Origin of the sequence: Bradyrhizobium sp. CCGUVB4N (assembly GCF_024199945.1) — a bacterium.
GTDB lineage: Bacteria > Pseudomonadota > Alphaproteobacteria > Rhizobiales > Xanthobacteraceae > Bradyrhizobium.
Genome location: NZ_JANADP010000001.1, coordinates 2,157,475 through 2,171,619, shown reverse-complemented (window position 1 = coordinate 2,171,619; position 14,145 = coordinate 2,157,475). Strand labels below are relative to the sequence as shown.

Sequence of the window (14,145 nt, the reverse complement as noted above, 5' to 3'; positions counted from 1 at the left end):
ACTGAGGTGGCTCCGTCGGATCGCCGCGCGTCGCTGCATAGCGCAATCTGATCGCCGCATCGTCAATCACCCTGCAATTCTATATGAGCTGCGAGTCACCTTGGGAATCCCCCGAACGGAAAAATCCGATTCGGTAAATGATCAACGGGCCCTAACTAAATGCCGTTTCAGAGAGAATGGTCTCGTCGTCTTGAGCCCCGCCCGCCGCAAGCGGGATATTGGTGCAGCCGCGATAGGTGGCGACCGAATGTGAGGTTGATCAGTTCGGCAAACGAGCCGCGTCATGCAGTCGGGCTTGAATCTGGATACCGATACGTGTGAGAGAGGGAGAATGCTAATGCGTTGTGATTAGTAGCCGGCGGGCCGCTATCCCCTGCGGATTGCCTCTCGTTGATCTTCAGGGCGTTTCTGGTCCGGAGCGCCCTGCTCGCAAAGGTAGGTGTGCAGCGCCTGCACGCATGCATCTGCGTTCTTGTTGTCCCGCTTTTCGCACGGACCGACGGTGAGATCGGCTTGGCGATAGTGGGGCGTGCGCTGCGCGACGAGTTCCTCGAAGCGCAGCTTCTTGATGGCCGACGTGTTGGAGCTCTCGGCGAGGTCGCTACCCTCCGCCTTGTCGATCCGCGGCAACGGACGGCTGGTGTCCTCTGCAAGGCGCTTCCATATCTCGTCTCGGTTGGTGTCGAGCCAGATCGACACCGCCTTGTCCTGAATGAGGCGCCGCGTTTCCTCGCGCTCGAACGCCCGCCGCCGGTTGCCAGGACCACGTTCCCTTTCTCGACGCACTGCGCGATCCCGAAGCCGCGTGATCTGGCAACGGCCGAGTTCAACACGATCAGGCTCAGGCTTCTCAAGATCGCAGCCCGCGTCATCGAGACCGCCACCCGCGTCCGTCTTGCCTTCGCTGCGGCGTGCCCCGACGCCGACCTGTTCCGCGGCCTGGCAAACGCTCTGGTCCCCGCAAGCACCCTGACGCGCGGGGCATGAGCCCCCGGTCACCCCGCCGCCGTCCTCCAACGCGTTCACGAAGTCCGGTCGAAAAGCGGCGAAAAAGCCGTAGCGTTCGCGCGCGCCTTCAACTCCGACCGGAAATCTTCCAGTAGCCCCCCCGGCAATCATGAATAAGACGGGCTAAGGTTACGCAAAAAGGAAAAATATCTCTTAAGAGCACTTAAATATCCCGGAAAGCGCTCTTGAAAGCATTTCATTGCAATCGAGTCTTCTTTGTGATATGCTGTTGAGAGCTACTTATCACAATTAACCGGCTCTTGATAGCATGGTAGCGTTGAACAAACTCACGAAGGCTCCGCCGCACGTGGTCGCTAAAGCGCTTGTCCAATTGGGGGCTGATCTTCGAACGGCACGTATTCGCCGCAACATGACGATGGAGGATGCCGCAAGCCGGATCGGGACAGGCTTGCGTGCGGTGATGGATGCCGAAAAAGGCAAAGCGTCGACGGGTATCGTGGTCTATGCGGGCCTGCTTTGGCTTTACGATATGATCCGGCCGCTTGAAGAATTGGCGGATCCATCCAAGGACAAGGAAGGCCTTGCCTTGCAGGCGACGCGCGAACGCAAGCGCGCGCGTAAGGGCGGAGGCCTCGACAATGACTTCTAAGGGCAACACCGAGTGCTTTGTCTATATTACGTTGCCTGGCGAGACCGAGGCGGTGACGGCGGGACGCTTTCAACTGACGCTTGATCGTCGTGGAAACGCCGTGGGACGCTTTGTCTACGGTAAGTCCTATCTCGCGCGCGACAACGCCGTAGGCATTGATCCGGTCGAACTGAAGCTCTCGGGCAGCACCTACGAGACCGGTCGCCTTAACGGCGTATTCGGTGCGTTGCGCGATGCCGGGCCGGATTATTGGGGCCGGCTCGTGATCGAAAAGCATGCCGGCGTTCCCCAGCTTGGCGAACTCGACTACCTGCTGAATTCTGCGGACGACCGTGCTGGCGCGCTGGGCTTTGGTCTTGGTCAGCAGCCCCCGGCCCCGCGGCGCAAGTTCAATCAGACGCTTGAGCTGGCCAAACTGCAGGCCGCGGCCGAGACGCTGATGCTCGAAGAGAATGTGGAGACGGAGGAAGCGGCGCAGGTCCAAGACTTGATGCTGCTCGGGACGTCGATGGGCGGCGCTCGTCCCAAGTCGGTTGTTGAGGATGATCGGGGGCTTTGGGTCGCCAAATTCAACCGACCGGATGATCGCTGGAACAACACGCGCGTCGAGCGCGCGATGCTCGAGCTTGCCCGGCTGTGCGGCATTCGCGTTGCCGAAAGCGCCGTCGTCACGGTGGGCGGCAAGGATGTCTTGCTCGTCAAGCGCTTTGACCGCACGAAGACGGAAGCAGGCTACCAACGTTCACGCATGATCAGCGGGCTGACTTTGCTGCAGGCCGACGAAGCGCCCGAGATGCGAGATCGCTGGTCCTATGTTTTGATGGCCGAAGAGTTGCGCCGGGTGGTGCAAGAACCGCAGAAAGACGCCAAAGAGCTTTTCCGCCGCATGACTTTTAATGCGCTGATCTCGAACCTCGACGATCATCCGCGCAATCATGCGCTGGTGGCGAAGGACAATCCTTGGCAACTGTCGCCCGGTTATGACCTGACCCCCTCCCCGGTCATCGCCCAGGAACGCCGCGATCTTGCGCTCGGGGTCGGCGATCAGGGCCGGTTTGCCAATGCGAAGAACGTCCTGTCGCAGCATGCGCGCTTTCTGTTAGACGCGGATGAAGCCAAGGGCCTTGTCTCCACCATGACAGACCAAGTGCGGGCATCTTGGTATGACGTCGTACGTGGTCAAGGCGTCACGGAAAAGGACGCCGAGGCCATCAAGGGTGCGTTCGTGTATCCTGGATTTTCGACGTAAGACGCGTCGGCTTAAAAAGTCCAAGGCCGCGGCCCCTCCGCAATGGCGATTTCAGGCCAGAAAATGCGTCGAAAGTCCCCGGACGAAATCGATGCGGTATTTGATGACGGCGTACATTGCGCGCTCCGGATCGAACGGCCATAATGGCTCTCCATTCGCTTTCACCGCGCTGGAAGCGGCCAGGGCGGCATACGGCTGCAGTTTCGAGATTTGGCGGTACCAGGCACTCATGAGGTCGATCTCGGTCTCATATCAATCATGATCGATGGTCAGCAGTCGCTCGCGGGTCCCTTGTATCATCTCAGTCCGCTCAAGCTCGGTCATGCATTCCGTGGCATAGCCGATGACGGCATAGTCGAGATCTGTGCTGACGATCCACATGAGATGCATGTTGGGATCACTGGCTCGCCAACAATCCATTCCACTTGACGATTCGTCAACGTATTGTTGATGCCCATTTCACCTGGAAGCCAAGCTTGTCATGGCGTACTTCAGCCTTTATGTCCGCGCGAGCGCCAAAAGGCATAAATCCACTCCTGCGCGTCGGCCACAAGCGCCGTTCGATCTTCTTGCGAGATCATGGCGCTACCGACAGCTCGAACACAAACAGACGGATGGTTTTTGAACCAACGTTCCTCAGACCGTGCGCTCCGCCTGGGCTATTGCGGATCAGATCGCCAGCGCAGACAGGAAAGACATCGCCGTCTCTCCACATTTCACCTTGCCCGTCAAGAACGAGATAGAACTCCTCCTCATCCGGCCCATGCCGATGCCGTCCAATGGACGAGCCGGGAGGGACTTCTGCGTAATCAATAAAATTGCACGAGCCTGCAAAATTACACGGTGCAGCAATGCGACGGGCAAACACATCCCCTTCCCCGCAGTGGGCGCATTCTCGCTCGAGAGGCAGTTCGAACAAATTGCAGCGATCAAATGTCTTTGGGAAACGATCAGGGGCAGGCATGACGACCTTCTCAAACCGCATCGCTTTGTCTTTGTATTGAGTAGCTATGTACCGGGATGTCAAGCCGAGGGCAAAATCGTCGCCGTGACGGCAATTTGGTTTTGAAGTGACCGCAACCCTCGGAGGCGTGTTACGGTCATCGAGTTCGGGATTATTTCATCGTCATGGTCTTGCCGGCTCCGACCACACGGGCGAGATATGTCGATCCGGCCGAGACAATGCGCCAGATGACGCGCTTCTGGTCCCCATAAAGAACAAAGGCACCAGAGGCCCCCCGGAAACTTCAGGTGGGAGCCGTCGAAGGCTCTTGGCGCGATGTTGTTGAAGCGATCGTTATAGACCCTGGCCAGGCGATCGGTGCGATCCGGATCGGACCAGATCCAGCGCTGGAAGGCGTCCTTGATCTTTTTGCAGCTTTGCTTTCGCGGCCTCGGTGTCAACGACATTGAGAGCTGGCCCCGGTTGTTTGGACAGCGCCCCGCGGAAATTAAGTGGATTCCTGCCGGTTTACACTGACTGCGGGGCTTTGCGATTTTGTCGTTGCGTCGGGAGGGCGTAGCCCGACCAGAGCGACGACAAAATCGCGGGCGACGATCATGCGGCCATCACCATCGCTTGCACGCCGAAGTAAGCCTCGTCGGGCGTGCGTTCGTCAAGGCTCGAGTGCGGGCGTCCCTGATTGTAGAACGCCAGATATTTGGAAATCGACGCTCGCGCCTCGGACACGCTGTCGTAGGCGCGCAGATAGTTGAGTAGCGCGGGGGAATCCCACCCCCACGCCCTCCGAGAACCGGACGTGAGCCTCTCGACTCATCCGGCTCCTATCGCCCCAACCGGAGACCCGTTGAACCAATGGGCGAACAGGTTTGGCTGGCGGGATTTAACCCCGCGCAACCAGCCCCACGCTCGCTTTGCGTGTCCTCGAAGTCTTTTGTATTTCCGCTGTGCCCACCGCACGATAAATGGATCTACCGTGCGCAGTGCCCTGCGAAGCGCCGAACGATGAAAACGCCCGTAATAGTTGACCCAGCCAACAAGAATTGGCCGTGCCCATTGGGCGATTTTCTCCAAGTCGAGATCGTTGCGATGATGCAGCTTCCAGCGACGCACGTCTTCGCGCATCGCCTTGGCCGCTTTGTCGCTGACCGCAGGAGAGAAACTGACGAACAGCTTTCCAGCGCGATTCATCGATTGTCGGGGTCGAAACGTAAAGCCCAGAAAATCGAAGCGTTGCTCCGGATAACCGTTCGGTCGGTTCGAGTCTTTGCAGTACACAATCTTCGTCTTTTGCGGATGCAATTCCAACTTACACGCCGCAAGCCGCGCTTCCAGCGCTTGCCGCAATGAAAGCGCTTGCGCCTCACTGCGACAGTGACAGATGGCATCATCCGCGTAGCGCTCGAACGGAATGTCTGGATTATTTTCCTTCATCCAACGATCGAACGCATAGTGCAGGAAAAGGTTTGCCAAGATTGGGCTGACGACTGCCCCTTGCGGGGTCCCTTTCTCTCGGCTGACCAGCGCGCCATCCGGCATGCTCACGGGTGCCTTCAGCCATCTTTCGATGTAGAGCAGCACCCATGCGCAGTCGGTATGACGACGCACCGCTCGCATCAATAACTCCCAATCGATGTTGTCGAAGAAGCCTTTGATGTCGAGATCGAGCACCCAGTCAAAGCGCCAGCATCTCTGCCGTGCCGCAGCCAACGCATCATGCGCCGACCGACCGGGACGATATCCAAAGGAGTCATCGTGGAACACTGGTTCCAGGACGGGCTCAAGATATCGCTTGACTACCATTTGGGCGATTCTGTCAGAAACGGTCGGGATACCTAACGATCTCGTTCCCCGTCCGTCCCCTTTCGGTATGTCAACTCGACGAACCGGTGGCGGCATGTAGCTGCCCGACGACATTCGATTCCAGAGCCGATAAAGGTTGTTACTCAAATCCTTCTCGAACTCCGCGATCGTTTGATCGTCGACGCCAACCGCCCCGCGGTTTTCCCTCACTCGCTTATAAGCCAACCATACTTCGCGCTTGGAAATATTAAACGGTCTTGCTTTATCCACGCTGGTCCTCCCCTTGCGGGTTGCCAACATAATAAAGCCGGGCGACGTCACCCCTTCGGTCCAGCTCCGTTACAGAGCCTTCATCCCTACTACGAGCGACTCCGCCCCTGTGTCCCGCATCGGTACTCTCGCCCTCGCGGAGTCCATCCGCTTGAGCTTCTCCCTTGGCATCGGGACGACAGGTTCCTGAGTTCCTTACCAAAGCCTGGATCAAGGTCACGCCGCCTCCATGCCGGACGCCGATTGAGCAGTAGACAGGCTCCCCTCAATCTTTATTCGCGGGACAGAAGTCTGGGTCCCGGTTTCGACGTCGTTTGATACGTTTCGACACGTCATCAGCGGTTTACTTCCGTTCGTCTCCTTGAACCTCACCTGACGGAGTCTTGCTCCGCCTTTTCCATCGACGTTCACCACAATGGCTCTTGACCAATGCAGCTCGTGGCGGTTTGAAGCCTGCTCCTGCAAGCCGACTTCGAGGGGCCTACCCTCATCTCCGATAAAGCATCGCCACCGTTCATATTTCGAACAGTGACGTTCACAGCACACGACTTCCTCGTATTTGATCGTGCGCCAGAGCCGCTCGACGAACACGTTGTCACGCCAGGCGCCCTTGCCATCCATGCTGATAGCGATCTTGGCGTCCATCAGCACGCTGGTGAAGTCGACGCTCGTGAACTGGCTGCCCTGATCCGTGTTGAAGATCTCGGGCCTGCCGTGCTTCGTCAACGCCTCCTGGAGCGCTTCGACGCAGAAGGCTGCCTCCATCGTGATCGATACGCGATGGGCCAGGACCCGTCGGCTGAACACATCAACGACCGCCGCGAGGTAGACGAAGCCACGCCGCATCGGAATGTAGGTGATGTCCATCGACCACGCCTGGTCGGCCCGTTCGATCTTCAATCCGCGCAACAGGTACGGGTAGATCTTGTGGCCCGGTGCCGGCTTGCTGGTGTTCGGACGGCGATAGATCGCCTCGATCCCCATGCGCTTCATCAGCGTCGCGACGTGGCGGCGGCCAATCTGCACGCCCTCACGCCGCAACAGCGATCGCAGCATGCGCGCCCCTGCGAAGGGATAATCGAGGTGCAACTCATCGAGCCGGCGCATCAAGGCAAGGTCCTCGGCCGAAACCGGCCGAGGCTCATAGTAGACCGTGCTGCGGGCAAGGTTCAGGACCTTTGCCTGGCGCACGACAGGCAGATCATGGTCGCGGTCGATCATCGCTTTGCGCTCAGCAGGCCCGCCTTGGTGAGCGCGCCGGACAAAAAATCGTTCTCCAACGCCAACTCGCCGATTTTGGCATGCAACGCCTTCAAATCGACCGGCGCCTCGGCCGGTCCCTTGTCCTGCCCAAACACGCCGGCGGCGCCTTCCAGGAGCTGGTTCTTCCAGGTCGTGATCTGGTTCGGATGGACATCAAACAGTTGCGCCAGTTCGGCCAACGTCTTCTCCCCCTTCACGGCCGCCAAAGCCACCTTCGCCTTGAATGCCGGAGAATGCGTCCGGCGACTCCTCTTCGTCATCTTCGCTCCTGATTCGCGGCGAGAATCCTCGCCGCTGTCAGGCAGAAAATCCACTCAAGCTACTGTCCGAATTTGCGGAGCCAGCTCTTTGAGCACGCGCCGCTCGCTCATCCTTGATAGTGTCGAAGATCTGCGCGACCCTGCCGTTGAGCGCGTCGGCGAGCAACTCGCCGGCGTTCCATCGGTCGGTGCCTCCACGGGGGGTAACTTTCCATGGCGCCCGGCCATCACGATCGGGTTCGCTTGCCGCTTTGGGGGCTCCGCCTACCAAAACTGGCAGGTGCTGAAGCTCTCGAGAGCTGATTAACTGAAGCAGGATTTATGCACGACGTAGCGCTTGGTCGTTCTGTCGCAGAGCGTAGCTCCAGCCGCCGATCCAAAAGGTTCGGTTGCGCCTGCGTGTCGTTGAGGAGCGGCCTGATTGGACGGACTTTATTTTACGCGACTTGGAGATCGGCATCAATGATCTCCAACATCTGCGATCTCCTGTTGTTGTACCATGCACGCTGTGGGGCCGTCGGGCGGCGTCCGGCTGCTGTCCGACAATAGGTCCGACAGTGATAGCTGATACCTTCTCTCCATTCCATCTCTCCATGCTGCGTGTCGACAAACAATCGCCAGGAAGTGTGCTTGGCGCTGGTGCCAGGCCCTTCATCAAGGCTGGAAAACACTCACATCGTGTCAACCTGCTCGCGGCGGCATTCGAAGCCATGCAAGGAATCCGCGCGAACTCAATCCCTGGGGTCACTGAAACGTTCCGGTTGCACGCGAGAACTTGTCAGATTCACAGCCGATTGTCCAAACGACGGCACCCACCGGATCACGCGGCACATCCACCTCAAGGAGCGTCCAAGGCACCTTCGCTCACAGCTGTCGGAGCGCACCTCCATCGGAGAACCCTTGGTGACAATGCTCATTTCTCGGGCGACTGACCGAAAGAATCGTCAAGTTAGAGGACTACTAGGAGATCGACATGAAACCTTCGCCGGCCGTTTCGCCGATTGAACATCCCGACGTCGCTGCGCCGGCGCTTGAACTATCGCTTGAAGCGAGCCGCTGTTGCCGCTTTGGAGTCGACCTGTTTGAGGATGTCACTTCAGCCTCCTTCACGCGATGGATAAAGACTCATCTGAACGACCATCGTATCCTCGTCGTTATGACGCCAACCGTTTATCGCCTTTATTCGCAACAGCTCAGCGCTTGTTGGTCGGTGCTAGACGTCGAGCCGCGCGTGTTCGTGCTGGCATGCACAGAAACAACAAAATCTATTGATGCCGTCATGGCTGTCTGTCGTCAGGCCCAAGAAGCGGATATCGATCGCCGCGGTGTTCTTGTTTCGATCGGCGGCGGCGTGTGCTCCGACATCGTTGGTCTCGCCGCGTCTCTTCTGCGTCGGGGTATATCCCATGTGCGGATTCCGACCACCCTAATCGGGCAGGTGGACGCGGGCATCGGACTCAAGGGCGGTGTCAACTTTGGCGTCCTCAAGAGCTACATCGGTTGCTTTTACCCGCCGAAAGCGGTCGCTGTCATTCCGACGTTCCTTAGAACCCTCAGCGAAGATGGCATCCTCCAGGGCATCGCCGAGATCGTGAAGCTTGCGTGCGTTTGTGATAGTGCGTTGTTCGAGGATGTTGAGGCGACGGTCACGGATCTGACGCGAACGCGATTTCAAGAGCCAGAGGCCGTCGCAAAGAGCGTTCTGAGGCGGTCGATTTCGGGAATGCTTACTCAGCTCAGCGCGAACCCTTTCGAGACGGCGACATTGGAGCGCGCGGTCGACTTTGGTCACACCTTGAGCCATCCATTGGAAGCAGCGACAGGTTACCAACTGCATCACGGTTTCGCCGTCGCAATTGACATTGCGTTCAGCGCAATTCTGGCATCGCGATTGTCGTTGATGACAGAGCGGGAGGCGCTGCGCATTGTTCACCTGCTCACCAACGCGGGGCTGCCAATCTATCATGCAAAACTGGACGAATCACTGGTCGAGGGCGCGTTTGACGCCACGAAGAAACACAGAGATGGCGCACTCAACTTAGTGGTACCCACCGGGATTGGCCGGCACACTTTTGTAAAGGACACCAATTGCCTCTCGATGTCTCTCATTGGAGAAACGATTGAGTATCTACAAAAGGCATCTCATACCACAGCGAGAGCGCCGGTGGACGACGCAATCAGGAATCAGCACGAAAATGCTCGAAGCGAGCTCCGCCTCTGAGGATACGGCTGTGGTCGACCTGGCGGCTTAGACGGATCTTGCAAGTGAACTTGCAGGGCAGATTCATCAGAGCCTTCATCGTCTCGCTCCCATGATGCTTGTGGATCGATGCGCCACTGCACTCACTCCGTGAACTCCAGGTCAAACCTGTTTGGGCCGGTCGATTTGCTTCTGAAATTGAGCGTATTTCCCGATAGTGCGGTCAGGCTGCCGGAGACGGATTAGACGAGCGCTCGTCCGGATGTCGCGATGCCGGAAGGTATCCGTCGTTCATCACGACGGTGCCCTTCGATTCGACGAGTTGCGTCACCGCTAATCCGCCGCTGGTTCGGTGGATCCCCCCACCGAAAAAGTGGGATGTCTGAGGCCATCCGCTTCGCCGATGACCATCGCGCTAGCCGGCAAGACCTCAGGGCCACCATCGATGAAGAGCGGTCGTAAGGGGCTTACCATCCATACCGGCGGCTTTGGTCCGGCTGACCATAGCAGCTCCTAGGCTTTCAGGTCTCGCGCCTTTTCCGCGTGGGGGATCAGGAAAGTGGCAAGCGTCTCGACGACGCCATTTAGAGGGCCGGGATCGATTGCGACGTCCTGGATGGAGGCAGTCCATTGCTGGATCTTGGTCGGATCGTTCGCGAACGCCTCGCTGAGCGCATCTGGCCGCACAGTTGGAATCTCTGTCTTTCTGCGCTCGAAAGTCGCGCGTAGTGCACGCGCGAGCCGGTCATCTTTAAATTCGTATGTGCGGGAGAGTACCCAGATATCGTAGAAGTCCTTCAAACGCGTGTTGGCGAGGCCAAGATGGACCATCGCCTGGAATTTCTCGGCGATGACCGTCTCCGGTGGATAGGCGCGAAGCTTGGGGGCCGGTTGATCGAGCAACGGCAGAAGTTCGATTTCATTGAGTCCAGGCTCGGTCGCGTCGCCATAGCCGATATCGATGACGATCCGTATCCGAGCACAATCGATCGTCGCATAGCATTTGAGGCGTAGTCCGCTGTAGCCGGAGTCATCGCGGACCGCGTCGACCTCAAGCGTGTCGATTTCGAAAGTGACGCCGTCGTCGGCTTGAACCGAACAATTTCCCGAAAATAGCCGAGGGTAAGTTGCGGATCGCTTTCGCCGAAGCCGAGCAGGTCGAGATCGCGTGTCGGCCGATGCGGATCATCGAGCCAATGGCGTAGGAGCATCGCACCTTTAAGGACAAACTTGTCCTTGTACTTGCTGATGCTCAACCGGTAGAGCAGCCGTTCAAGCGCATATTGCGTGAGCAGGAGGTCAAACGGCTCGTTGCGCTCTTTCGAGAGAGTGAGCAGGCGGGCCCGGACGGAAGCGCCGACATTCTTCAACGGCTTACGCATTTATGGTCAGCGTCTCAAGGCGCGGCTGAACGATTTTCTCCCAAATACCGGCCTCGACCGCATACTTTGCAATTTCGGACGGTGTCGCCTTGCGTAGCTTGAGCGCGTCTTTCATTGCTTGCGTGGCATGCGCAAGGCCTGTGGGCGCGTTGTAGAAAGTCTTTTGACGTTGGCCGCTCTTGAAGAGATCAACAATCGTCTTCGCCGGCGTGTAGATCGGCACCGAGACGCCTTCGATCATGTGACGCTCGACGCCCTTATCGAATTCTTTCAGGCCGAAACGCGCGATCTGAATACGAGGACTCGTAATCTTGGGTCGCCAGTCGCGGGGACCGATCGCCATCCATACGTAGGGAGGAATACGGTCGGTCAGTTCATGGAAGGCGAGCGCGGAGTCGTAGCAGATGACACCATTTGGAATGAGTTTAGCAGCGACGGCGAGTGAATGGTTGCCATCCAGCGGTGCGTCAGGGAGCTGGTAAAGACCACGACTGAGTTGGTTGACCGCGTCCTTCTGCTCCATCCTGGAGATGGTTGCGGCCGTGATCCCTTCCTCGAGGAATTCGGAAAGCCGCATCATGCCCCGCTTTTGGAGAAGCGAGATCGCCCGATCCTCTTGGCGTTGCGGTTCCTTCCTCATGGAACATATATGATACAAAACCTTGCGATTGTCAAGATAATGCGCAAGGATATATATCAATGATGCGTCCATCTTATTGAAGATACTCACTATTTATTGGGTGCATGAGCGAGCCATTTTAGGTCAGGCGGATCCCAAACTTGGGACCGGCCGAACGTTGTAGCCACCCCTATCCGCAACCAAGACATATAATGATCGCCCGAATCGCTCAGTGAGGATTTCGCGTGAATTGCGTGGTGCGCTTTCCAAGTTACTGGATCAACGCATCACAATTTGAGACGGCGTTAGGCCGATCGTGCGGGCCTCACAACACGAATAACAACCACGTCACTTTTGAATTCCCCGAACGCTGCAAGATTATGGTCGACTCGGCAGTTCGTCTGCTGTCGCTCGCAAACCAACTCGTCTCGGCGACGAAAAGTGTCTGCCTCGATTTCGAGGAAGGTGAAGCGGGCACAATGGGCTATCTCAATCGCATGGGGTTTTTCGATCACCTCGCTCAAGATGTCGAGGTGCGTCCGCACCGGCCTTCCTAATCAATGGCAGACTTGCGCCGAGGCAGCAATGCTGCACTGGTAGAGATCGCGCGGATAAATAAAGACGCTCGCGATGAAGATCTTCCGGACCGATTTACAGAAGCCCTGACGCGTTCTTGCCGGAATCGACCCGATGTCCAGGAACTGGGAAATGCAGTTTGGTTAATCTTCTGTGAGCTGATCGACAACGTTTTCGCCCACAGCAAGACGGAGCTCGATGGCTGTAAGCGCGCATTTTGCTGCACAGGCTGCGCGCGCGGCTGGCCGCGGTGTTGCGTGACGCCGGGCCCCAGCGGGATCATCGGAACGGCTTGATTGATCCTGAGCGTTCGACCGTCAGCCGCTGTCGTTGTCAGCTGGCCAGGTTTTTTTGAGCGATGCAGTTGAACGGCAACAGGTCTTCGATATCAGCGTCTGGCGCGCGCTGGGGCAATTCGGTGAGCGCGTGACGTAGCCATGCATAGGGATCGACGCCGCATGCCCGGCATGTCAGCACCAAACTGTAGGTCACGGCGCTTGCCTTGGCGCCGGCAACGGTGTCGCTGAACAGCCAACTTTTTCGTCCGGTGCAAAACGGCCTGATGTCGCGCTCCAGAACATTGTTATCGATCGGGGCGAGACCGTCACTGGTGTAACGGGTCAGATAATCCCATTGGTTGCGCGCATAGGCGATCGCCTTGCCGGTGAAGCTTTCGGGTAGGACCTTCGGCGCCTGGTCGTCGAGCCAGGTCCGGAAGGCGGCCAATACCGGCAGGCTATGCTGCTGGCGCAGCCGCAAGGTGTATGCGGCGCGCGTTTCGCCGTCGGGCGGCGTCTGGCGCGCCACCCTCTCGACCTCATACAACGCCTCGAAGAACCTGAGCGCCTGCAATGGCGGACCGCCAGGCTTTGTCCTGGCCTTGAGCGCATCGGTAAATTTCCTGCGCGCATGCGCCATACAGCCGAGATGGGTCGCGCCTGTCAGCGTGCGCCAGGCGTCATAGCCGTCGCTCATCAACAAGCCGCGATAGCCGGCCAGGAAGGCCTGAGGATGTTCCTGGCCGCGACCGGGCTGGTAATCGAACAGCACGACCGGCTGCGCGCAGTCCTGGCCGCTGCGATAGGCCCACATGAAGGATTTGGCCTGCGCATCACGGCCGTCCTCTTTAAGAACCTGAACCCAGGTTTCGTCGCCGTGGACCAGGGGCTGCGACCTGAGCTTTTGCTGTAGCGCGTCATAGATCCGATGCAGATGCAACTCGCTCGCCCGGATCACCCAGTTGCCCAGCGTCCCGCGGCTGATGCTGACGTCGGCGCGCCCCAGCGCGTCCGCCACACGGTACAGCGGCGTGCCGTCGACGTATTTGTTGGCGAGCACCAGCGCCAGCGTCGATGGCGTGGCGACGCTACCCGGCATCGGCGCGGTCACAATCGGGGTGTTCAGCGCGGTGCGCTCGCAGTGGCGGCAGGCATATTTGAACCGCACATGTTGTAGCACCGACGCCTTCACCTCGACGTGCAACTGCTCGGTGACGGTCTCGCCCATCCGATGCATCCGATTATGGCAGCACGGACAGTCCTTTTGATCCTCACCCAGATCATGTTCGACGCGTTGGCGCGGCAGATCGTCAGGCAGCGGCTTGCGGCCGCGTGTCTTCGGCGCCGGCTTTGGAGCCTCCGGCAATCCCGTGTCCGGCACGGCGACCGCCTCGACATCGTCGTCCTCCCGGCTTTCAGCGGCGGCCTGCTCGGCTTCGTTGAAGATGCGCTCCTTGAGCTTTTCGCTCTTCGGCGCATACCGGCGCAGGCGCTCCAGGCGCAACTGCTCCTCAAAATGCAGCACGCGTTGTGCAAGCTTCTCGTTTTCGGCCTTCAGCGCCGCGATCTCGGCCGCGTGCGCCGCGATCAAGGCTTCCAGCTCGTGCGTCGTGGGCTTGCGACTCATCGTAGTCTTGAATCGAAGTCATGCCGCCGCGTCAACCGG

General features: G+C 58.5%; 11 protein-coding genes and 5 pseudogenes. 5 read left to right on the top strand and 11 right to left on the bottom strand.

Annotation, left to right across the window (positions count from 1 at the left end; genetic code table 11):
- Nucleotides 1-366: 366 nt before the first annotated feature.
- Entirely contained in the window at nucleotides 367-699 is a 333-nt protein-coding gene (locus tag NLM31_RS09760; RefSeq protein WP_254196164.1) for a hypothetical protein, read from the bottom strand.
- Between the two features lie 90 nt (nucleotides 700-789).
- Here NLM31_RS09760 and NLM31_RS09755 point away from each other — a divergent pair.
- The 3 genes and pseudogenes from NLM31_RS09755 to NLM31_RS09745 form a co-directional block, all read left to right on the top strand.
- Nucleotides 790-987 (top strand): annotated as a pseudogene (locus NLM31_RS09755) (transposase); the annotation flags it as partial.
- Between the two features lie 289 nt (nucleotides 988-1,276).
- Nucleotides 1,277-1,618 (top strand): XRE family transcriptional regulator, encoded by a 342-nt coding sequence (locus NLM31_RS09750; RefSeq protein ID WP_254128957.1) that lies wholly within the window; start codon nucleotides 1,277-1,279, stop codon nucleotides 1,616-1,618.
- A complete protein-coding gene (locus NLM31_RS09745) occupies nucleotides 1,608-2,867 on the top strand; it encodes a type II toxin-antitoxin system HipA family toxin (protein ID WP_254192125.1) in 1,260 nt (419 codons plus the stop codon). The genes NLM31_RS09750 and NLM31_RS09745 overlap by 11 nt, the downstream gene beginning before the upstream one ends.
- Before the next feature lie 51 nt (nucleotides 2,868-2,918).
- Here NLM31_RS09745 and NLM31_RS09740 read toward each other — a convergent pair whose 3' ends face one another.
- The 7 genes and pseudogenes from NLM31_RS09740 to NLM31_RS09710 form a co-directional block, all read right to left on the bottom strand.
- Nucleotides 2,919-3,098, bottom strand: a complete 180-nt coding sequence (locus NLM31_RS09740; RefSeq protein WP_254128955.1) for a hypothetical protein — start codon at nucleotides 3,096-3,098, stop codon at nucleotides 2,919-2,921.
- 21 nt (nucleotides 3,099-3,119) lie between these two features.
- Nucleotides 3,120-3,257, bottom strand: coding sequence for a hypothetical protein (locus tag NLM31_RS09735; protein WP_254192124.1), 138 nt, complete (start codon nucleotides 3,255-3,257; stop codon nucleotides 3,120-3,122).
- A 187-nt stretch (nucleotides 3,258-3,444) separates the two neighbouring features.
- On the bottom strand, nucleotides 3,445-3,852 hold the full coding sequence (locus NLM31_RS09730) for a cupin domain-containing protein (RefSeq protein WP_254192123.1): 408 nt from the start codon (nucleotides 3,850-3,852) through the stop codon (nucleotides 3,445-3,447).
- Between the two features lie 136 nt (nucleotides 3,853-3,988).
- A pseudogene (locus tag NLM31_RS09725) lies at nucleotides 3,989-4,281 on the bottom strand (hypothetical protein); the annotation flags it as partial.
- Between the two features lie 144 nt (nucleotides 4,282-4,425).
- A pseudogene (locus NLM31_RS09720) lies at nucleotides 4,426-4,578 on the bottom strand (integrase core domain-containing protein); the annotation flags it as partial.
- Nucleotides 4,579-4,641: 63 nt separating this feature from the next.
- Entirely contained in the window at nucleotides 4,642-5,931 is a 1,290-nt protein-coding gene (ltrA, locus tag NLM31_RS09715) for a group II intron reverse transcriptase/maturase (RefSeq protein WP_375167544.1), read from the bottom strand.
- Between the two features lie 516 nt (nucleotides 5,932-6,447).
- A pseudogene (locus NLM31_RS09710) lies at nucleotides 6,448-7,424 on the bottom strand (IS3 family transposase); the annotation flags it as partial.
- A 973-nt stretch (nucleotides 7,425-8,397) separates the two neighbouring features.
- Between NLM31_RS09710 and NLM31_RS09705 the strand changes: the two are divergent.
- A complete protein-coding gene (locus tag NLM31_RS09705) occupies nucleotides 8,398-9,645 on the top strand; it encodes a sedoheptulose 7-phosphate cyclase (protein WP_254192121.1) in 1,248 nt (415 codons plus the stop codon).
- A 492-nt stretch (nucleotides 9,646-10,137) separates the two neighbouring features.
- On the opposite strand, the pseudogene NLM31_RS43205 reads toward NLM31_RS09705, so the two are convergent.
- Together NLM31_RS43205 and NLM31_RS09695 are read right to left on the bottom strand one after the other, a co-directional pair.
- Nucleotides 10,138-10,835: pseudogene (locus NLM31_RS43205) on the bottom strand (nucleotidyl transferase AbiEii/AbiGii toxin family protein).
- 163 nt (nucleotides 10,836-10,998) lie between these two features.
- Nucleotides 10,999-11,586 carry a transcriptional regulator gene (locus NLM31_RS09695; protein ID WP_254128950.1) on the bottom strand — a complete coding sequence of 196 codons (588 nt, stop codon included), beginning with the start codon at nucleotides 11,584-11,586 and terminating at the stop codon, nucleotides 10,999-11,001.
- Nucleotides 11,587-11,870: 284 nt separating this feature from the next.
- Here NLM31_RS09695 and NLM31_RS09690 point away from each other — a divergent pair, with 284 nt between their 5' ends.
- Nucleotides 11,871-12,182 carry a hypothetical protein gene (locus NLM31_RS09690; RefSeq protein ID WP_254192120.1) on the top strand — a complete coding sequence of 104 codons (312 nt, stop codon included), beginning with the start codon at nucleotides 11,871-11,873 and terminating at the stop codon, nucleotides 12,180-12,182.
- 352 nt (nucleotides 12,183-12,534) lie between these two features.
- Here NLM31_RS09690 and NLM31_RS09685 read toward each other — a convergent pair whose 3' ends face one another.
- Nucleotides 12,535-14,106, bottom strand: a complete 1,572-nt coding sequence (locus tag NLM31_RS09685) for an IS66 family transposase (RefSeq protein ID WP_254192119.1) — start codon at nucleotides 14,104-14,106, stop codon at nucleotides 12,535-12,537.
- Nucleotides 14,107-14,145: the final 39 nt, after the last annotated feature.